The sequence below is a fragment of the Domibacillus iocasae genome, assembly GCF_001750285.1.
Classification (GTDB): Bacteria; Bacillota; Bacilli; order Bacillales; family Domibacillaceae; genus Domibacillus; species Domibacillus iocasae.
The window spans coordinates 152,962-171,175 of sequence record NZ_MAMP01000006.1; the positions used below are offsets into that span (position 1 = coordinate 152,962).

The following is an 18,214-nucleotide window of genomic DNA, read 5'->3' on the forward strand; positions in this document are numbered from 1 at the left end:
AGTGTATGCAAACTACAGGTAATGAACTAATGCGAGAGACCAGCAGTTGAACAAGAGATTTTCGATGAACCAGAAGAACCGGTGTTTTTCGAACAAATGAAACTATTTTAAAAGAGAATAATGTATAAATCTAGAAAAAACGGAAATAGTGAAAATATAAAACTGGGGGGTGAAAGCTTTGTTAAGAATAGGAGAGTGGAGAAAAGTTCAGATTGGCAGCATGACAGCCATCGGTTATGTGAGCAATATGGTACAAAGCGGGTTCTACGGATATAGGGTTGAATTAACAAAAGTGATTTGGATTGCGCACGGTAAATACTTGTTAAAAAAGCCTTCACCCGGGGTATTCACGGAAGAGCAGCTGGAACCGATCGGCGATTTTTGGGACAAGCTTCAGGATAAATCATCTCTTATTGATTTGGCTCTACTGACAAAGGATGAAAAGTGGTTTGAAGAATTGATAGGAGGAAAGCAAAAATGGCATACCGTGGAGCAGTAATTGAGCAGCTGTGGACGCCGGATGAAGTCAAAACCTATTGCAAGGAAAAATTCGAATCTAAGATACTTCCTTATTTGAGAAATCAAAAGAAGAAAGATCGGCCGGTGCGTACCGTCAATTCGAACGGAAATTTGAGCAAGGCGCAGTATATGCGGTTCATGGAAAAAGGATTGTCGGATGAACACATTTTAGCGAAGTATCAGGATTTAACACCGGAAAGGCTGGAAGCGGCGAAGAAGCGATGGGGTCTAATTAAAAGCTCGGAAGCAAATGCTCCCGAGTGGTCAACCTGCAAAAACAGGGGTGTAATTACAGTTGATAACATTAATTATACCTAAAGATGTAAAATATACTAACCGGTATTTTATGGTAATAATTAAAAAAACAGCCAGGCGGGGACCTGACTGAAGAAAGGGTTTTGAGTCGAAGAAGATGGGTTTTTAAACTGACAGCACTAGTATGTACGGCTTGATAAAAATTTATACAAAAAAATCGAAGAATTCACCAGCTAAAATTTCAATTATCTATTTTGGGCTTGAAATTGGAAAATAAGCTCATCCAATTCTTCGCTGTATCGTAAGGTTTCAGGGCTGCTAAGGCCATGTTGCTGCCCAGCAGAAATCATTAGAAATCGAAGATCGTTAATTTGTGAATCTAGATTAGTAGAAATTAATTGGCTTTGCTCCATGTGATCCTCCTTAGTCTGTAAAGGGTTTCAAAAGAGTATAAAACATAAATATGTAAAAATTAAGGATTTTACCTCGGAATTTGTAATTTTTTCGGAATTTGTAAATTTTCTGTGACAAAATAAAAAACCGAGGAAGCTCCCCGGCCCTTTAAAAAGTATCGACACTACTATTTTAACAGACTGGGGGCTTCTCGACTATGAGAGAAATGGAAATAAATCCTATCACTATGAAATTGGAATTAGATATAATAGACTTACCGAATGCTTGTGTGGTGGTTATCTGTGATGGAAAAGCAAAGTTACGGGAGCTGCCGCCGCATGGGGAATATAAAATCGTCACGCATCAAGGCAAAGTGAAGCGAATGAGACGGGAAGAGGGGGGAGGAATTTTGAGAAAGAGAAATAATACTTATCTTTGGATGTCATGGTTTTTTTTGGCTTGCATATTTCTTTTAATTTTTTATATGTACAGAGAAGAATATAAATGGAATAAAGATACCATAGGAGTAATAGCAGATAGTCTTGCGGCAATTTCTGCTACAACAGCTGCGATATTTACTTACTTTACTGTGAAAGCTGCAATGGATACTAATAAATTAGCGGCAGAACAAGCAGAATTAAGTCGAGAATATCAGGAAAAGTCATTAAGACCGTCTTTAGATATAAAAAAGACTTCTTTTAATGTTAATCTAGAAGATGGTTTTTTAAGTGACTGGACCAAAGAGGCTGATGAGGGGTATAAACCTAGCTACGCATCTAATTATGCAATGAAAGTAGAGAATCTAGGTAACATTCCAGCAAGGAATATTGAATTTTCAATCGGTATTGAAAATATAGAGGAAATAAAGGACTTTATTGAAAAAAACAAAGATAGCTTAGAACAACGTGTATCTGGAAAGGTAGGGTTTGCTAAATCGGATTCTCCCTATCATGTATATAAGGTCACTTTCAATAAAGAAATAAAAGGAGTGTTTAAATCTCCAACATTTAAAGCTACATTTTATGTTGAGGAATTGGGTTATTTAAAAAGTTTTCATTCTTCTGATGAACCAGGTACTCAAATATATGTGCCTAAGCTTTTTATAATATTAATAAACTTATTAAGAGATCAAATCGTCGCGAATCATTTGACACCTAAACTAAGGATAAAATTTAAATATTTTGATCCATATTCAACTTGTTATCACCAAACGTTTGTTTTAAAACCAATTATTCAAAATATTGGTGTTATTGATTCGAGAGAGTTTATTGGTTATTTCGAAGTAAAAGAAGTCCTTAATGAAAAGGCAATAAATAATTAGTTCTCTCAGCCATCTGAAGGACACTGAACAGACACGATAATTCGTGTGCTGTTTGGTGTCCTTTTTTGTTGTTTCAGCAGCGCCTGTCGTTGCAACCAATCTACAATTTGACCCCTATTTTTGCAACCGAGGAGCGATGAGGATGAAAACGATGGAAGAGCAACTGCAACAGTGGAAGAAAGCGAACCCGTTACCTGCTAAACCGAAGAGGAAGCAAAAGACGAAGAAGAAACAGCCGGTCAAACAGTCAGAATCGTTCACTGAGCGGGATATGCGCTATTTGATGAACTCAGACATGAAAACATTACGCCGCGGTCGTGGCAGCGCCTACAAATAAAGGAGGACTGGGCATGCGGACACTCATTTACGAATACAAACAATCATTACGAGCGCTGAAGGAAATGAAGGCAGCCATTGAAGCCAAACCAGAATTGTTGGAGCGGGATCTCCAGGATAAGACGCTCATAAACAGCATGATCAGCGAAGTGGAGTTTGCCATTTAGTGGATGGTGTCCGGTCGGAATCCTGATGCAAGGCGTGGGGCAGATCGGACAGGGGCTTATACATTAGATCCGAAATTGATTGAAACTGTTGTGCCAAATAAAGTGATGGAAGAAGAACGGAAAATCACAGCTGATGAAAAGTGGCTGCTGGATGATGTGCTTGGGGATTTAACAACGAGGGAAAAAGATGTATTTACGTTGATTAAAGCGGAAGGAGTCACATTCGAGTATACGGCGGAATTACTCGGTATTACCAATTCATCTGTTCAGACGTATTTGGAAAGAGCGGAACGAAAAATTAAAGATCGGAAAAATGGCAGCCTTTTTCTTGTTTCTTGAGAAAGGCTTTAGTTTATTCTTTCACAAAATTTTATTTATGCCTATAAGTAACAAGACGGCCCAATAAACATAGAAAAAAATATTTTCATATGGAGAGTGCTTTAAAATATGAAACGGGGGTATCTAAATAAAGGGTTCACTAAGAATTTTTACCTTACCTAGAAATGAATGGAGCTGTTGACGTGCCGCATATGAAAATAGATGATTCTGTTTCGCTTTATTATAAAGTCAAGGGGGAAGGAAGGCCCGTTGTCTTTATCCACCCACCGGTTATGGGACATAAGGTTTTTAAACATCAGGAAACACTGGCAGATAATTATCAAACCATATTTTACGATCTTCGGGGTCATGGACAGAGCACCCACGGAGATGTGCCTGTATCAATTCCTCTGTTAGCAGACGATTTAAAAAAGCTGCTTGACGGAATGGGGATCCAAAAAGCTGTGATTTGCGCTTTCTCAAATGGAGGCACGATTGCACAGGAATTTGCTTTACAGTACCCAGAGAGGACAGAAGCTTTAATTTTATCGGGAGGGTACCCTGAAGTGAATAGCTTTTTCTTGAAAAGCACTATTAAACTCGGGATGACGTTCTCTAAACTCAATCAAATTCCGCTTATCGCAAAAGTGCAGGCAAAAACGCACAAAGTCACGAAAGAGGATGAGAAAGAATTTTACCAATACGCCTGCAAAGCCAATCGGCAGCGCGTCTATGAATTTTGTGAGGCAGGACTTTCCTATTCATCCACAGAACGGCTACACCAATTAAAAATGCCTATTCTCCTCGTGTATGGTTCAAATGAAAAAACGATGCACCATTACCGCGAACCTTTTCAGAGGGCAGCAGCTCATGTCAAAGTGAATTACATAAAGGGTGCTTCTCATGAAGTTCCGCCGCGTCATTTTAAGGAGTTCAACCAGGCAATTCATCGATTTTTACAGCAAGCAGCTCCTTTTGATCAAATAGAGGAACTGATCTCAAGATGATTCTTTGATAAAATTACTTACTTGTTTTTTCAACTGTTTTTTGTCGTACAGATGCCGTGTATATGAGAAAGTAAAAAAATAACCCCTGCCGTGTTGTGGCAGGATTAAACAATCTTCTTCATGCCGCAATGTCGGCATTCGCGTAAGAAAATAGCATTTTTGATGGAGCTCTTAAATTGAGCGTTATCGCAATTATCGCAACGGCCGCTTTTGATGTCCGGGTATTCTAAAATGTTGTATGTCACGCTTAAATCAATTTTCTCCATGCCGCACACTCCTTTGAAGTCACTTGAATAGGATAGCATGAAAACCATCTTGCTGACATCGACAATATGGTGCAATAAGCAGGAAATTATCTTCTTTTGTCTAAATATAAGGGAAAAGGAGGGGTTATTATAAAAATTAAAGTGGGTTATTACCTTTTGGACTCTAATGGGATGCCAGAAGGCCGTCATAAATATGAACAGGTAGAAATAAATCCAGATGTAGATGATGGTGTAGGAACCCTGGTTGAAGAAGCGTTAAGCAAGCAATTGAATGTAAGTAAAGACAAATTAGAAGTTATAAGTATGACATGAATTTAATTTCGTTCTCTATAAGCACCCACAGCGGTGCTTTTTTCTTTGCTCAAAACAAAAACCCTGCCAGCCGGCGGGATTAAATTATTTTCTCCATGCCATAGTTACGGCACTTACGAAGGAATATCATATTCTTTATAGAGCTTTTAAATTGAGCGTTGTCGCAGTTATCACAAAGGCCGCTTTTTATGTCTGAATATCACGGATGTTGTATACGATGCTTAAATCAAATTCTTGTTTTGTCTCCATGTTGCTCACTCTTTCCTTTGAAGTCACTTGAATATGATAACACAAGACAGGGTATGTGAAAGTAGAGGAAAATGAATCCTTTTTGTCGAAGTGAAGAAAAAAGGAGTGAGCGATAATGGAACAACCAGAAATGCGCTATGATTTAAAAGAAGTATTAATTGCAGGTAAAGGCGAAAACATTCAATTCGAAAAAGGGGAATTAATTGTTACGAGTGATGGGTCAAGACGGTCCTGGGAAGTTGAGTTAATTGGTGTTGGAAATGATACTACATTAGAAGAATCGATTCTTAGCAGTGTTAGTTATTTAGACATTGAATTAAAATGCAGGGGAGACGAAGAATTCAAGGGTGCTGCTATTGTTTCGGACTACAATGTCGGCTCAAATGGAAACGACATCACCTTAAGTGGCTCCGGCGTATTAATTGGGTTTACCAAATAAATTGTTTCTGAATAACCAGTAGACTTTGGAAAGGAAAGGAGATGGATTAGTGGAGAAGGATATAGTAAAAGATTTATTAGAAAAGGGTTTTGAAGTCGCAGACTTTGTAGATATACGCAATCCAAAACATTTATTTAAAGAGATTTATTTGAAAGAAGAAGGCACAGAAAACCTTTTAGAAATGCTAGGAATTAACCCAGATACAGCAGCTTTATCTGGAGAACAAGAGAAGTTGTTTGTTACTGGAGAATCTCAGCCATTAGCACAGTATTACAGACAAGGCGAAGAGCCTCCTAATATTAAAGATGTTATTGCACCTTTAAAATATGAAGTGAAAGAAGCAACCGTCTGACGAGTTGCTTTTTTCTGTGCTTAAAAACAACCTTGGAGGTGGCGGTGATGTGACATGAAGAATTGGGGAAAAATTAGAGAAGAATGGGAAAAAAACAGGATCACGCTTGCCGCATCATAAAACCAGCTCCTTTACATAAACCATAACGTGGAACTTATTTTTTAGTAAAACAACGATAAATCAAATTATTTTACAGTTGTATATATAGAAGAAACATGGTTTTTTACCGGGTAGGGGAGCTTTGGGGGAGTTGGGGGAATTATCAACGTCCTTCAATCGCATTCATGTAAAACGAAAAATCCCCGAAACCTTATTAATAAAGGGATCAGGGATTTTTAAAACAAACATATCTCTTTGTGGTAACGTCCTCGGCAGGAATCGAACCTGCATTTCAAGCTTCGGAGGCTTGCGTGCTATCCGTTGCACCACCGAGACGTAACGATAAGGATTCGCCTACATTCCGCAGGCCTCCACGTTGTTTTATATGAAGGCGTTTCGCGGTATTCGTCCCGAACGCCTCTTTTCCGTTTCATAGTAACCGATGCAGAGTGTGTTTGTCAATTTACTTTATATCGTTCTTTAAGCACCGGCATAAGCGTAATCACAGTGGAAATCAACGTATATCAATTTATGGCAAGCGCTCATTAGCCGGTTATTTAGCGTCTATAAAGCGCGTTCTATATCGCTGACTAAGTAAGTAGGGGTATTTGATTGAACAGGCTGGATAGAAGCGTTATAGGCATCTGAGTGGCGTCCAAGAAGCTATAGAGAGTTTGGTTGCTGCTTGCTACGATGGAAAGCTCGAGGGGGTCCTTGACTGATTGACTTGTATTCGATTCAAACGGTGGCATGGAAGCGTAGAGGTATTATGTTGCTTTATTGTGTTTAACAGTAGGAGTTAACGGTTATTTATTTAGCAGAGAGCTTTTGGTCAGAAAGACGTCGAACAAGCCGGTACGTAGATTTTACAAGCCGCTTTGACGGATGAAATGACCGAAGCACAAAAAAATATAGCAGGAGACTATAAAACGTGCATATTATTTTTTAATTAGCTAATGTCAAAGGCTGCAATTTACATTTGCGGAACAGCACCGGCTTGTTCGGCTAGAAAAAAATCTGCCGATGTGACAGTCGCTGACCGCGAAGAACTCCAAAGACTTTTAAAGGAGTTATGTAGTCGAATGACAGATGATGAACGCAAACTTTTAGAATACTTGAAAGAGGTAAGCGCACCTCAACTACTAGCGGATTTATGCGGTGGGAAAGTATTAGGAGTTGACTTACGGGCTGTAGGGAAATTGCAAATATACCGTTTACCTGGCGAAGCAATAAACGTTCTTTTATACTGCGTTAAACACAAAATGGACAATCAAGATTATCAGAACGTTTATAAAATTGCAGCTCGCTGGAGGAGACTCCGCGTTAAAAATGCAGAAGAAGCGTTCGAATTAGCGAAGAAAGAGTTTAATTTTTATCAACAAGAATGAATAGTCTCCTTTTTAAAACTACATTCTTCACTGGATGTAGTTTTTTCTTATAAATTAAATTCTTCACTTGCGTGAGAAATAAGGATAGAATCCGGGCCAGGAAGGCGCATAAAAAAAGCCACGGGGGCACCGTAGCAATAAAGGAACCATGTGAGTAAAGGATGTAACGAATGCTAGGGGGCATCAACGTTACATATTAAACATTACCCGCTACGGAGAAAGATAAAACGCATAAAAAAGACCGCGGGGACTCACCGCGGTACAAACTACTTATGATGGTGCCGGGTCAATGCAGAGACCCTAACCTAGATTATCGCCCGTTACGAAGAAATTTAAACCATATTAAAAAAAGGCCGCGGGGATCCGCAGCCAAAGCTCTAGTGTAAAACGATTGACCAACTGAGCTCCCTGCGGACAAACTTAAACCACGTCTGAAAAGTTCCGAAGTAATAACCGAGATGTACGAGTGGTCAATTTGCCGCATATTAAATGTTACCCGCTCACATGGGAATATAAACCATATTTTTAAAAAAGCGGCCTGCCAGCAGCCACTTGAATTTGATATCCGTATTGAAAACATAAAAGAGCGCAGCTACGTGATAGCGACGCTTAAAAGTTGGTAGTTGTCAGGAGAAGTTAAATCAATATATGTACGGCTTGGCCGATATATTCATCGGATTTCAGACGCAAAAAAGGCCGCGGAGGAATACCGCAGCAAAAAAGAGAGAAAGATAGGTGATTAACGTATGTAACGAGTGGTAAGGAGCCACAATGTCGCATGTTAATCGTTACCCGCCCTTGCGGAAATATAAACTATTATTCTAAAAATTTCGACACGATTCCGTAAATACGGGCGTTGTGGCGCAAACTCGACGCAAAAATAAGCGCACATTCTACGAAACCAAACACAAGACAAACGCAGTCATATCAAGGGTTCAAGCCGTATTTTTTCTGTTTGCATACAGACCATTCTCCATGGTATTTTAAGAATATTAAACGTGAGAAGGAGCGGTCAGTCGTGGGAAAGAAAGATAAAAAGAAAAAGAAGCAAAAACCGATGACACTCGAAGAAAGATTCGCAAGTGGAGAGCGAGCTGCATCAGCAGGAAATTTTAATAGAGATTTTAAAGCTCGTGCAATTTACACGTCAAACAATATGAATGACGCCATAAATAAATTGTCAAAGGCTAGAGGACAAGGTTTCAAAACCATGTTTGTTAAGCACGCCTTTGAGAAGGTACTGCGTGAGGAATACGGCTGGGATCCGGATAAAGATCAGGACGACTGGCCGAGCGCATAAAAAGATCCGCAATCCCAACTGTACTGTTTTCCGTTTATCTTATAGAAGAAACTGGCGCAAGAGAGTTGCGAAAAGTTGGGATTATAGCGCGCTATGCACCGCAGAGTAAAATGCGCAATTTTGTCCGCATCTTATAGAAGAAACGCAATTTTGCCGCTTTACTTTGCTTTACTCTGCTTTAGTTTTTGCCGGCACGCGGGTCCAGACGGAGGCACGCCCGAAACTTTTCGAATGTGTAATGACTGCAACGACTGAAATCCGCTGTACCTTATAGAAGAAACCGGAAATCACCGTTGCACATTATTGTACATTTTGCCTGCACCGACGTCCTGGCGCGCACCCCTCTGAAACTTTTCGGATGCACACTGCGTCACAATGACGATGTAACGTAGCGCTGCCATGGCGCACTATATAGCAGAAAGTCGATTGCAGCGGGAACATTACGTAATAAATCCGTTGTGATTCGTTGTGCATTATTGTACATTTCACCGGCTGGATGCTCGGAATGGACGGCCGCCTGAAAATATCGGGGGGTCCTTTTTACGTTCTGATAATTTCCGATTTCAGCGATCACTGGGGGGTCACTGGCGTCTACAAAACGAATGTTTATAAAACAATTCGGCAACGTCCCAGTAATTTAACGGTTGCTTGGTGGTCGTGCGGCTGGGTTTACGGAGCGCTGCGGTGGTCTTTTCATTGACCGTATTGCTGCGTCTTTTCATTGCGGATGCCCTCCTCGCCGTTTTTAGCGGAGGCGTAGCGGGTTAGTGGAATACCGTAAAACACGCAAAAAAGTCCCTACGTATAAATAACGTAGGGACCGTCTATCCTTATCATGGTAACGTCCTCGGCAGGAATCGAACCTGCATTTCAAGCTTCGGAGGCTTGCGTGCTATCCGTTGCACCACGAGGACATGCGCTTTACAGTACAATTTAAAATTATAGAGGAAGCGGTAAAGAAAAGCAATAGACATTTGAAAAAATATTCATAGAAATAAAAAGGAGCCTGTTTAGCAGGATTTTTGCAGGGGAAAGAAGAAAACGTACAAAGAAGAAAGCATAATGTTTGACCTTCATTGACCATGAATTGTATGATGGTTAAACAGTAAAGCTATTATAAGGAGGAACCACAGTATGAATTTAATTCCTACAGTTATTGAACAAACAAACCGCGGTGAGCGCGCGTATGACATTTATTCTCGTTTGTTGAAAGACCGTATCATTATGCTTGGAAGCGGCATTGATGATAATGTGGCAAACTCGATTGTTGCCCAATTATTATTTCTTGAAGCGGAAAATCCGGAAAAAGACATCTCCATTTATATTAATAGCCCGGGCGGCAGTATTACAGCCGGCATGGCGATTTACGATACAATGCAATTTATTAAGCCGGATGTGCAGACAATCTGCATCGGTATGGCCGCTTCAATGGGGGCATTCCTGCTTGCAGCCGGTACAAAAGGTAAACGCTATGCACTTCCAAATAGTGAAGTCATGATTCACCAGCCGCTTGGCGGGGCGCAAGGACAGGCGACGGAAATTGAAATCGCTGCGAAACGCATTTTGTTCCTTCGTGAAAAATTAAACGGCATCTTGTCAGAACGTACTGGACAGCCTCTTGAAGTTATTGCACGCGACACAGACCGCGATAACTTTATGACAGCGGAACGCGCGAAAGAATATGGTCTTGTTGATCATATTGTAACGCGGAGCGAAGCGACTCAAAAAGAAGAAAAGTAATCTATGAAAAGACCTGCTGCGGCGGGTCTTTTTTTCGTGCTGTCCAGCTCCACACGCTATCCCTCCAGCACGAGGGCTCACAGGATGTGAGCCGCGAAGGCGTTGCGGCAGGACGCTGCGGCTCCAAAAGTCATGCCCTTCTGGAGACAAAAAGCGCCTCCGTCAGTGCTCTTCTTATGCTTGTCGCTGATAACGAGGCGTCTTGCGCTTTTCTTGTGTCAGACTGTATAATATAACAGCAAGGGGGAGATACGATGAACATGCAGATGAATCCGGGGCTCTGGCAGCAGCAAACGATGAAGCTTGCCATGACACAGGAATTGACCCAGGCGATTACACTGCTTCAGTATTCCGCGCAGGAGCTGGCCGCGTTTTTGGAAACAAAAGCTGTCGAAAACCCGTTTATCCAGTTAGAAACACCTGATTTGAAAGCGCTTTATAAAAAAGAACGCGCTCAGTCAGCATCAAGCTCGTCTGATGATAAAAATTGGGTTGAACACATTGCCGATTCATCTTATACAATTACCGACTACGTACAGGCGCAATTTCAATTAAAAAAACTGCCCGATGCAAAAAAACGCATCCTTGACTTTTTATTGAATAACATGGATGAGAATGGCTATATGACGATTGATAGCGAGGAAGCGGCTGAACTGGTTCGTAAAAGCGAAGCGGAAGTCCGATCCGTCATGAACATGATTAAGTGGATGGAGCCGGCAGGCATCGGCGCGCGAAACTTGCAGGAATGTTTACTTTTACAAGCAGAACGGCGTTTGGATGCCCCTTTTTTAGCAGAAGTCATTCTTCGTCGCCACTTCACCGAATTTGCCAATAAAACGTGGAAGCCGCTCGCAAAACAGCTGGGCGTTGAGCTAAAAGAGATTCAGCAGGCCGCTGACTTTATAAAAACGTTGAACCCGAAGCCTGGCGCTTCTTTTCAGGATGGTTCCTCCTGCTATGTGCGCCCTGACGTGTCAGTGACAGTGGCAGGGGATTTCATCGAAGTACACTTGCTTGATGACGAGCTGCCGAAAGTGGTATTCGAAAAAGAGTACTTTAATGAGATGGCTTCGTATGCAGATAAAGAAGTAAAGCGTTTCGTGAAAGAAAAAGAAAAAGATTATCAATGGCTCATGAGAAGTCTTGAACAGCGTCAGCAAACGATTCAGCGTGTTGGTTTAAAAATCGTTGAAAAGCAGCGCAGGTTTTTCTTTCATGGACCAGGCTCGCTGCAGCCGCTGACGATGAAAGAAATCGCAGATGAATTATCTATCCATGAATCAACCGTAAGCCGGACCGTACGCGGAAAGTATATGCAGACACCATTCGGCACGTATGAATTAAAATCCTTTTTCCCATCGGGCATGACGGCTTCATTGGAAACAGGCGAAGTAACTTCCTCGAATCAAGCAAAAATTCGTATTCAGACGCTCGTTTCAGCGGAAGATAAAAGAAAGCCGCTATCCGATCAGGCAATTTGCTCTGCGCTTCTTGAAGAAGGGATGGCTATTTCAAGAAGAACGGTCGCGAAATACAGAGAACAGCTAAATATCCCGTCTTCATCAAAGCGAAAGCGGTATGAATAAAAGGAGTCAACATGAAAATCGATTTTTACACACGGCCAGGATGCCATTTATGTGAAGAAGCAAAAATCATCGTACAACTGATCGCAGAAGAACTTGGCTTAAAAGTACACGAGAGAAATATTGAAGAAAAAGACGAATGGACGGAAGAATACGGATTAATAATACCAGTCCTGAAAGCAGGAAAGGACATTATCGCATATGGAAAGATCGATTATGTATCGGCCTTAACAAAACTGCGTCAGAAAATTAACAAATAATTTAAAAAAATAACGGTCTCTTTTCGTTGATTTTTAAATAATGCCCTGCTACAATGAATTTGTAAGCAGGGCAAAATTTTTTTTGGCCGAGTGGGACATTTAAAGTTTTGCTTGGGACGAAATATAACCCAAAAGACCGAAGAGGAGCGCGGGATATGAAAACAATTTTAAATATTCAACAGCAGCTCGTACCGGACCTGCTTGACATTATGCAAAAACGCTATCGTCTTTTGCAAGCGGTCCGAATTGCCGGGACAGCTGGGAGACGTACACTTGCCCAGTCACTTGGCATGACAGAGCGTGTTGTCAGAAGCGAAGCAGAGTTTTTAAAAGAGCGCGGATTGCTCGATTTTAGCGCGTCAGGCATGAAATTAACGGAAACGGGTATGGATGTGGTGAGAGAGCTGGAAGAGTTAATGCTGGAACTAAAAGGCATTGATTCAATGGCGGAAGAGCTAAAATCCCGCTACAACTTATCGGAAGCCGTTATTATTCCTGGCAATTGTGATGAATCGGCATTCGTGAAAAAAGCAATCGGTGAAGCGTGTGCAAGCCGCATAAAGAGTCATCTCAGCGGAAAGACTATCATCGCTGTGACAGGCGGCTCAACAATGGCGGAAGCAGCACAGACGATGAAACCAGATTTTGCAGAAGGAAAACACGTATTATTTGTGCCTGCCCGAGGCGGAATTGGCGATGATGTCCGCAATGAAGCAAATACCGTCGCCGCACTAATGGCACAAAATACAAACGGGTCACACCGTGTTTTGTACGCACCGGAGCGAATTAGCCCGGACGTGCGCGAATCCCTTCTTCAAGAGCCGGCTATCAAAGAAGCTGTTAATATGATCCAATCAGCAGACATCGTACTTCATGGTGTCGGGAATGCGATCTCGATGGCGAAGCGCCGAAAAACACCGGAGGCGGAAATTTCATTGCTGGAACAAAGTGAAGCGGTAGCAGAAGCATTTGGCTACTATTTCAACAAGGAAGGCAAAGTGATTCAAAAATTATCAACAATCGGCTTGAAACTGGAAGATTTGCAGCATGCAAAAGTCGTCATTGCGGCAGCAGGCGGCGCATCAAAAGGGGAAGCGATTCGTTCTTATTTAAACGGGTCACCGAAGCTGGATATTCTTGTGACAGATGAGGCAGCCGCACGGGTATTGCTTGAAGCACAATAACAACGCGAACATCCGACAGTTCAAAATGGACTGACGGTTTGATAAACAATTTCAAGGAGGAAACACTCATGACAGTAAAAATTGGTATTAATGGTTTTGGACGTATTGGACGTAACGTATTTCGCGCAGCAATGAAAAACCCGGAAGTTGATGTAGTAGCTATCAACGACCTTACAGATGCAAACATGCTTGCACACCTTTTGAAATACGATACTGTTCACGGTACACTTGAAGCAGACGTAACAGTTGACGGCGATACAATCGTTGTAAACGGCGAACGCGTAAAAGTAACAGCTGAACGCGATCCAGCGCAAATTCCTTGGGGAGCTAACGGAGCTGAAGTAGTTGTTGAATCTACTGGCCGTTTCACAAAACGTGCAGATGCTGCGAAACACCTTGAAGGCGGCGCGAAAAAAGTCATCATCTCTGCACCGGCATCTGATGAAGATATCACAATTGTTATGGGTGTTAACGAAGATAAATACGATGCAGCTAACCACCAGGTTATTTCAAATGCATCTTGTACAACAAACTGCCTGGCTCCATTTGCAAAAGTATTGAACGACGAGTATGGCATCGTACGTGGTATGATGACAACTGTTCACTCTTACACAAATGACCAGCAAATTCTTGACTTGCCGCACTCTGACTACCGTCGTGCACGTGCAGCAGCAGAAAACATCATCCCAACTTCAACTGGTGCAGCGAAAGCCGTTTCTCTTGTGCTTCCTGAACTAAAAGGCAAATTGAACGGTATGGCAATGCGTGTTCCAACACCAAACGTATCTGTTGTTGACCTTGTTGTTGAACTTAAAGAAAATGTAACAGCTGAGCAAGTAAATGCATCATTCAAAGCAGCATCAGAAGGCAATATGAAAGGCATTCTTGCTTACACTGAGCTTCCGCTTGTATCAACTGACTACAACGGCACAACAGCATCTTCAACAATCGATGCTCTTTCGACAATGGTAATGGAAGGCAACATGGTAAAAGTTCTTTCTTGGTACGATAATGAGAACGGCTACTCAAACCGCGTTGTTGACCTTGTTCAATACATCGCAGCAAAAGGTCTTTAATTAAAAAAACGCTGTTTTTCAGGCTATAGCTTGGAAATCAACAGTTCACCATCTATAATGAAAAGGTGAAACGGGGAGCGGGATTCAATCCCCGCTCCCTTTTTTTTGTCTGTCCACAACGATATGGAGGTCTTTTACATGAACAAGAAAACAATTAAAGATCTGGACCTGAAAGGGAAACGCGTTTTTTGCCGCGTTGATTTCAACGTACCGATGAAAGATGGCGAAGTAACGGATGACACACGTATCCGCGCAGCGCTTCCAACGATTCAATATTTATCTGAGCAAGGCGCGAAAGTTATTTTAGCGAGTCACCTTGGCCGTCCGAAAGGTGAAGTAAATGAAGATATGCGTCTAACAGCTGCCGGCAAGCGTTTAGAAAAACTGCTTGGCCAGCCGGTTGTAAAAACAGATGAAGCCTATGGCGAAAGTGTTAAAAGCGCAATTGCTGAATTAAACGAAGGCGGCGTTCTTCTTCTTGAAAACGTTCGTTTTTACCCAGGCGAAGAGAAAAACGACGAAGAGCTTGCGAAAGAATTCGCGGCACTTGCTGATGTATATGTCAATGATGCATTTGGCGCAGCTCACCGTGCGCACGCATCAACAGAAGGGATTGCGAAGTTCCTTCCATCGGCATCCGGATTTTTAGTGCAAAAAGAATTGGATGTACTCGGTAAAGCACTTTCTGATCCGGAACGTCCTTTCACAGCCATTATCGGCGGTGCGAAAGTAAAAGATAAAATCGGTGTAATCGACCATCTTCTTGATAAAGTAGATAACTTGATCATTGGCGGCGGACTTGCTTATACGTTTGTAAAAGCTTTAGGCCATGAAGTCGGTAAATCACTTCTTGAAGAAGATAAAATTGATCTTGCTAAGCAATTCATGAAAAAAGCCGAAGACAAAGGCGTTAAATTCTTAATGCCTGTAGATGTCACAGTGGCTGATGACTTCGGTGAGCATGCGAATACAAAAATTGTGCCAATCAACGAAATTCCGGCTGATTGGGAAGCTCTTGATATTGGACCAAAAACAATCGAGTTGTACGCAGAAACAATTAAAAATTCAAAGCTTGTCATCTGGAACGGCCCAATGGGTGTGTTTGAACTTGATAAGTTTGCCACAGGAACAAAAGGTGTCGCACAGGCACTGGCTGATTCAGAGGCATACTCCGTAATCGGTGGCGGCGATTCAGCGGCAGCAGTTGAGAAATTCAACCTTGCTGACAAAATGAGCCACATTTCGACTGGCGGCGGCGCAAGCCTTGAATTTATGGAAGGAAAAGAACTTCCAGGCGTAACAGCATTAGACGACAAGTAATTTTGAAAGTTGGAGGGAGATTTATTCATGCGTAAACCAATTATTGCAGGTAACTGGAAAATGAATAAAACGCTTGGCGAAGCACTTGAATTTGCAAACAATGTAAAAGGAAAAGTACCATCTTCTGAAAAAGTGGACAGCGTAATTGGCGCACCGGCTTTGTTTCTTGGTCAGCTTGTTGAAGCGGCAAAAGGAACAGAATTGAAAATCAGCGCTCAAAACGCTCACTTTGAAGACAACGGTGCATTCACAGGCGAAACAAGCCCGAAAGCATTGTCCGATCTTGGTGTACAATATGTGATTATCGGTCATTCAGAACGCCGGGAATTATTTAATGAAACAGACGAGGCGGTTAATAAAAAAGCTAAAGCTATTTTTAATCATGGCATGACACCGATCATTTGCTGTGGTGAAACATTGGAGCAGCGTGAAGCGGGTGAGACAAATGCATTTGTTGCCGGCCAAATTAAAGCAGCACTTGAAGGCTTGTCAGAAGAGCAGGTAAGCAATGCTGTTATCGCTTATGAGCCAATCTGGGCAATCGGCACAGGTAAATCATCTTCATCAAACGATGCAAACGAAGTATGTGCAGAAATTCGTGAAACAGTTCGCGGTCTTTACTCAGACAAAACAGCTGATTCTATCCGTATTCAATACGGCGGCAGTGTAAAACCAGAAAATATTGCAGAATACATGGCACAGCCAGATATCGACGGCGCACTTGTCGGCGGCGCAAGCTTGGATGCGGCATCGTACCTTGCACTTTTGGAGGCTGTCAACAATGGCTAAAGGACCGGTTGCGCTCATTATTCTCGACGGGTTCGCCTGCCGGGCAGAAACGAGCGGAAATGCGGTTGCACAGGCAAATAAGCCGAATTTTGACCGTTACTGGAATCAGTTCCCTCATGCACAGCTGACAGCAAGCGGGGAAGCCGTTGGTTTGCCGGACGGACAAATGGGCAACTCGGAAGTTGGCCACATGAACATTGGCGCTGGCCGCATTGTATATCAAAGTTTAACACGCATTAACATTGCCATTCGTGAAGGTGAGTTTTTCGAAAATGAGCAGTTTTTAAAAGCCGCTGCTCACGCAAAAGCAAATGGAACAGCTTTACACTTGTTCGGCCTGCTGTCAGATGGGGGCGTACATAGCCATATTGAGCATTTAAAAGCATTGCTTGAGTTTGCGAAGCATCAAGGCCTCGAAAAGGTATATGTTCATGCCTTTTTAGACGGCCGCGATGTGGGACCGAAAACAGCAAAAGGATATATTGAAGACGTACAGGCAAAAATGGATGAGCTTGGTGTTGGGCAGTTTGCGACAATTTCCGGACGCTACTATGCGATGGACCGCGACAACCGCTGGGACCGTGTTGAAAAAGCATACAGCGCAATTGCGCAAAACGATGCACCGAAGTTTCATGATCCGTTAGAAGCACTGGAAGCATCCTATGCAGCCGATGTACATGATGAGTTTTTTGTTCCAACCGTTATTACGAATAAACAAGGTCTTCCTGTTGCAAAAGTAAAGGATAACGACGCGGTTATCTTCTTTAACTTCCGTCCGGATCGGGCCATTCAGTTGGCAAATGTTTTTACAAACGAAGACTTTATGGGATTTGACCGCGGAGAATTCCGTCCGAAAAACTTATTCTTCGTATGCATGACACCATATTCAGAAGTAGTGAAAGGTGTTATCGCGTATAACAAAACAGATTTATCAAATACTGTCGGAGAAGTTTTGGCCAACAACAACCTTCGCCAGCTCCGTATTGCGGAAACAGAGAAATATCCACATGTTACGTTCTTTATGAGCGGCGGACGTGAAGGAGAGTTCCCAGGTGAGAAACGCATTTTGGTTAACTCGCCGAAAGTAGCAACGTATGATTTGCAGCCGGAAATGAGCGCATATGAAGTAACGGACGCGTTACTTGCGGAAATTGAAGGCGACAAGCAGGATGCAATCATCCTGAATTTTGCTAATCCGGACATGGTAGGCCATTCTGGAATGCTTGAACCGACCATTAAAGCGATTGAAACAGTTGATGAATGCCTCGGACGGGTGGTAGACTTAATTTTGTCAAAAGGCGGAACAGCGATCATTACAGCCGATCACGGCAATGCTGATGAAGTCACGACGATTGAAGGAAATCCAATGACAGCTCATACGACAAACCCAGTACCAGTGATAGTCACAAAAGAGGGCGTAACACTGCGTGAGGGCGGTATTTTGGGCGACTTGGCACCGACGATGCTTGATCTATTAAACGTAGAACAGCCAGTTGAAATGACTGGAAAAACATTAATCGAAAATTAAGGGAGAGACAAAA

Annotated in this window: 23 protein-coding genes, 2 tRNA genes and 1 pseudogene; 20 read left to right on the top strand and 6 right to left on the bottom strand. The window is 42.3% G+C overall.

Annotated features, from left to right (window positions below):
* Positions 1 to 178: 178 nt before the first annotated feature.
* Together BA724_RS03590 and BA724_RS03595 are read left to right on the top strand one after the other, a co-directional pair.
* Positions 179 to 499 carry a hypothetical protein gene (locus BA724_RS03590; protein WP_069937309.1) on the top strand — a complete coding sequence of 107 codons (321 nt, stop codon included), beginning with the start codon at positions 179 to 181 and terminating at the stop codon, positions 497 to 499.
* A complete protein-coding gene (locus BA724_RS03595; protein WP_069937310.1) occupies positions 478 to 837 on the top strand; it encodes a hypothetical protein in 360 nt (119 codons plus the stop codon). The genes BA724_RS03590 and BA724_RS03595 overlap by 22 nt, the downstream gene beginning before the upstream one ends.
* A 182-nt stretch (positions 838 to 1,019) precedes the next feature.
* Here BA724_RS03595 and BA724_RS17795 read toward each other — a convergent pair whose 3' ends face one another.
* On the bottom strand, positions 1,020 to 1,187 hold the full coding sequence (locus BA724_RS17795; RefSeq protein ID WP_083256040.1) for an aspartyl-phosphate phosphatase Spo0E family protein: 168 nt from the start codon (positions 1,185 to 1,187) through the stop codon (positions 1,020 to 1,022).
* 197 nt (positions 1,188 to 1,384) lie between these two features.
* On the opposite strand from BA724_RS17795, the pseudogene BA724_RS03600 reads away from it, so the two are divergent.
* The 5 genes and pseudogenes from BA724_RS03600 to BA724_RS03615 all read left to right on the top strand — a co-directional run.
* Positions 1,385 to 1,567, top strand: a pseudogene (locus BA724_RS03600) (XtrA/YqaO family protein); the annotation flags it as partial.
* 1,063 nt (positions 1,568 to 2,630) lie between these two features.
* Positions 2,631 to 2,825, top strand: a complete 195-nt coding sequence (locus BA724_RS03605; protein ID WP_069937311.1) for a hypothetical protein — start codon at positions 2,631 to 2,633, stop codon at positions 2,823 to 2,825.
* A gap of 13 nt (positions 2,826 to 2,838) precedes the next feature.
* Positions 2,839 to 2,991 carry a hypothetical protein gene (locus BA724_RS18435; protein WP_169818483.1) on the top strand — a complete coding sequence of 51 codons (153 nt, stop codon included), beginning with the start codon at positions 2,839 to 2,841 and terminating at the stop codon, positions 2,989 to 2,991.
* Positions 2,992 to 2,994: 3 nt separating this feature from the next.
* Positions 2,995 to 3,330: a sigma factor-like helix-turn-helix DNA-binding protein gene (locus BA724_RS03610; RefSeq protein WP_069937312.1), complete on the top strand. Its 336-nt coding sequence runs from the start codon at positions 2,995 to 2,997 to the stop codon at positions 3,328 to 3,330.
* A 191-nt stretch (positions 3,331 to 3,521) separates the two neighbouring features.
* Positions 3,522 to 4,316 (top strand): alpha/beta fold hydrolase, encoded by a 795-nt coding sequence (locus BA724_RS03615; RefSeq protein ID WP_069937355.1) that lies wholly within the window; start codon positions 3,522 to 3,524, stop codon positions 4,314 to 4,316.
* Positions 4,317 to 4,420: 104 nt separating this feature from the next.
* Here the strand turns inward: BA724_RS03615 and BA724_RS18440 are convergent, their stop codons facing one another.
* The gene (locus tag BA724_RS18440; RefSeq protein ID WP_169818485.1) at positions 4,421 to 4,582 is read right to left on the bottom strand and encodes a DUF8096 family protein; all 162 of its coding nucleotides are present in this window, start codon (positions 4,580 to 4,582) and stop codon (positions 4,421 to 4,423) included.
* Between the two features lie 96 nt (positions 4,583 to 4,678).
* On the opposite strand from BA724_RS18440, the gene BA724_RS03620 reads away from it, so the two are divergent.
* Positions 4,679 to 4,894, top strand: a complete 216-nt coding sequence (locus BA724_RS03620; RefSeq protein ID WP_069937313.1) for a hypothetical protein — start codon at positions 4,679 to 4,681, stop codon at positions 4,892 to 4,894.
* A gap of 79 nt (positions 4,895 to 4,973) precedes the next feature.
* On the opposite strand, the gene BA724_RS19280 is transcribed toward BA724_RS03620, so the two are convergent.
* The gene (locus BA724_RS19280) at positions 4,974 to 5,084 is read right to left on the bottom strand and encodes a DUF8096 family protein (protein WP_483782937.1); all 111 of its coding nucleotides are present in this window, start codon (positions 5,082 to 5,084) and stop codon (positions 4,974 to 4,976) included.
* A gap of 174 nt (positions 5,085 to 5,258) precedes the next feature.
* On the opposite strand from BA724_RS19280, the gene BA724_RS03625 reads away from it, so the two are divergent.
* Complete coding sequence (locus tag BA724_RS03625) at positions 5,259 to 5,582, top strand: hypothetical protein (protein ID WP_069937314.1); 324 nt, start codon at positions 5,259 to 5,261, stop codon at positions 5,580 to 5,582.
* Between the two features lie 49 nt (positions 5,583 to 5,631).
* Positions 5,632 to 5,934 carry a hypothetical protein gene (locus tag BA724_RS03630; protein WP_069937315.1) on the top strand — a complete coding sequence of 101 codons (303 nt, stop codon included), beginning with the start codon at positions 5,632 to 5,634 and terminating at the stop codon, positions 5,932 to 5,934.
* A 361-nt stretch (positions 5,935 to 6,295) separates the two neighbouring features.
* Here the strand turns inward: BA724_RS03630 and BA724_RS03635 are convergent.
* A tRNA-Arg gene (locus BA724_RS03635) sits at positions 6,296 to 6,371 on the bottom strand.
* Between the two features lie 744 nt (positions 6,372 to 7,115).
* Here BA724_RS03635 and BA724_RS03640 point away from each other — a divergent pair.
* Together BA724_RS03640 and BA724_RS03645 are read left to right on the top strand one after the other, a co-directional pair.
* A complete protein-coding gene (locus tag BA724_RS03640) occupies positions 7,116 to 7,421 on the top strand; it encodes a replication initiation and membrane attachment family protein (protein ID WP_141719863.1) in 306 nt (101 codons plus the stop codon).
* A gap of 1,018 nt (positions 7,422 to 8,439) precedes the next feature.
* A complete protein-coding gene (locus BA724_RS03645; protein ID WP_069937317.1) occupies positions 8,440 to 8,721 on the top strand; it encodes a hypothetical protein in 282 nt (93 codons plus the stop codon).
* A gap of 581 nt (positions 8,722 to 9,302) precedes the next feature.
* Here the strand turns inward: BA724_RS03645 and BA724_RS18445 are convergent.
* Positions 9,303 to 9,443, bottom strand: a complete 141-nt coding sequence (locus tag BA724_RS18445; RefSeq protein WP_169818486.1) for a hypothetical protein — start codon at positions 9,441 to 9,443, stop codon at positions 9,303 to 9,305.
* A gap of 120 nt (positions 9,444 to 9,563) precedes the next feature.
* A tRNA-Arg gene (locus BA724_RS03650) sits at positions 9,564 to 9,635 on the bottom strand.
* A gap of 220 nt (positions 9,636 to 9,855) precedes the next feature.
* Here BA724_RS03650 and clpP point away from each other — a divergent pair.
* From clpP to gpmI, 8 genes are all read left to right on the top strand, one after another.
* Positions 9,856 to 10,461: an ATP-dependent Clp endopeptidase proteolytic subunit ClpP gene (gene clpP / locus BA724_RS03655; protein WP_069937318.1), complete on the top strand. Its 606-nt coding sequence runs from the start codon at positions 9,856 to 9,858 to the stop codon at positions 10,459 to 10,461.
* A 254-nt stretch (positions 10,462 to 10,715) separates the two neighbouring features.
* Positions 10,716 to 12,047 carry an RNA polymerase factor sigma-54 gene (rpoN, locus tag BA724_RS03660; protein WP_245676136.1) on the top strand — a complete coding sequence of 444 codons (1,332 nt, stop codon included), beginning with the start codon at positions 10,716 to 10,718 and terminating at the stop codon, positions 12,045 to 12,047.
* 11 nt (positions 12,048 to 12,058) lie between these two features.
* The gene (locus tag BA724_RS03665) at positions 12,059 to 12,304 is read left to right on the top strand and encodes a glutaredoxin family protein (protein ID WP_069937319.1); all 246 of its coding nucleotides are present in this window, start codon (positions 12,059 to 12,061) and stop codon (positions 12,302 to 12,304) included.
* Between the two features lie 155 nt (positions 12,305 to 12,459).
* Entirely contained in the window at positions 12,460 to 13,488 is a 1,029-nt protein-coding gene (locus tag BA724_RS03670) for a sugar-binding transcriptional regulator (RefSeq protein ID WP_069937320.1), read from the top strand.
* A gap of 68 nt (positions 13,489 to 13,556) precedes the next feature.
* Positions 13,557 to 14,564: a type I glyceraldehyde-3-phosphate dehydrogenase gene (gene gap / locus BA724_RS03675; protein WP_069937321.1), complete on the top strand. Its 1,008-nt coding sequence runs from the start codon at positions 13,557 to 13,559 to the stop codon at positions 14,562 to 14,564.
* 138 nt (positions 14,565 to 14,702) lie between these two features.
* Positions 14,703 to 15,884 (top strand): phosphoglycerate kinase, encoded by a 1,182-nt coding sequence (locus tag BA724_RS03680; protein WP_069937322.1) that lies wholly within the window; start codon positions 14,703 to 14,705, stop codon positions 15,882 to 15,884.
* A gap of 27 nt (positions 15,885 to 15,911) precedes the next feature.
* Positions 15,912 to 16,673: a triose-phosphate isomerase gene (gene tpiA / locus BA724_RS03685; protein WP_069937323.1), complete on the top strand. Its 762-nt coding sequence runs from the start codon at positions 15,912 to 15,914 to the stop codon at positions 16,671 to 16,673.
* Positions 16,666 to 18,201 carry a 2,3-bisphosphoglycerate-independent phosphoglycerate mutase gene (gene gpmI, locus BA724_RS03690; RefSeq protein ID WP_069937324.1) on the top strand — a complete coding sequence of 512 codons (1,536 nt, stop codon included), beginning with the start codon at positions 16,666 to 16,668 and terminating at the stop codon, positions 18,199 to 18,201. The genes tpiA and gpmI overlap by 8 nt, the downstream gene beginning before the upstream one ends.
* The last annotated feature ends 13 nt before the right edge of the window (positions 18,202 to 18,214 follow it).

Coding starts and splice junctions, on each gene's coding strand:
- BA724_RS03595 (WP_069937310.1), top strand. CDS start 478: ATGGCATACCGTGGAGCAGTAATTGAGCAGCTGTGGACGCCGGATGAA.
- BA724_RS17795 (WP_083256040.1), bottom strand. CDS start 1,187: ATGGAGCAAAGCCAATTAATTTCTACTAATCTAGATTCACAAATTAAC.
- BA724_RS03605 (WP_069937311.1), top strand. CDS start 2,631: ATGAAAACGATGGAAGAGCAACTGCAACAGTGGAAGAAAGCGAACCCG.
- BA724_RS18435 (WP_169818483.1), top strand. CDS start 2,839: ATGCGGACACTCATTTACGAATACAAACAATCATTACGAGCGCTGAAG.
- BA724_RS03610 (WP_069937312.1), top strand. CDS start 2,995: ATGGTGTCCGGTCGGAATCCTGATGCAAGGCGTGGGGCAGATCGGACA.
- BA724_RS03615 (WP_069937355.1), top strand. CDS start 3,522: ATGAAAATAGATGATTCTGTTTCGCTTTATTATAAAGTCAAGGGGGAA.
- BA724_RS18440 (WP_169818485.1), bottom strand. CDS start 4,582: ATGGAGAAAATTGATTTAAGCGTGACATACAACATTTTAGAATACCCG.
- BA724_RS03625 (WP_069937314.1), top strand. CDS start 5,259: ATGGAACAACCAGAAATGCGCTATGATTTAAAAGAAGTATTAATTGCA.
- BA724_RS03640 (WP_141719863.1), top strand. CDS start 7,116: ATGACAGATGATGAACGCAAACTTTTAGAATACTTGAAAGAGGTAAGC.
- BA724_RS18445 (WP_169818486.1), bottom strand. CDS start 9,443: ATGAAAAGACGCAGCAATACGGTCAATGAAAAGACCACCGCAGCGCTC.
- clpP (WP_069937318.1), top strand. CDS start 9,856: ATGAATTTAATTCCTACAGTTATTGAACAAACAAACCGCGGTGAGCGC.
- rpoN (WP_245676136.1), top strand. CDS start 10,716: ATGAACATGCAGATGAATCCGGGGCTCTGGCAGCAGCAAACGATGAAG.
- BA724_RS03665 (WP_069937319.1), top strand. CDS start 12,059: ATGAAAATCGATTTTTACACACGGCCAGGATGCCATTTATGTGAAGAA.
- BA724_RS03670 (WP_069937320.1), top strand. CDS start 12,460: ATGAAAACAATTTTAAATATTCAACAGCAGCTCGTACCGGACCTGCTT.
- gap (WP_069937321.1), top strand. CDS start 13,557: ATGACAGTAAAAATTGGTATTAATGGTTTTGGACGTATTGGACGTAAC.
- BA724_RS03680 (WP_069937322.1), top strand. CDS start 14,703: ATGAACAAGAAAACAATTAAAGATCTGGACCTGAAAGGGAAACGCGTT.
- tpiA (WP_069937323.1), top strand. CDS start 15,912: ATGCGTAAACCAATTATTGCAGGTAACTGGAAAATGAATAAAACGCTT.
- gpmI (WP_069937324.1), top strand. CDS start 16,666: ATGGCTAAAGGACCGGTTGCGCTCATTATTCTCGACGGGTTCGCCTGC.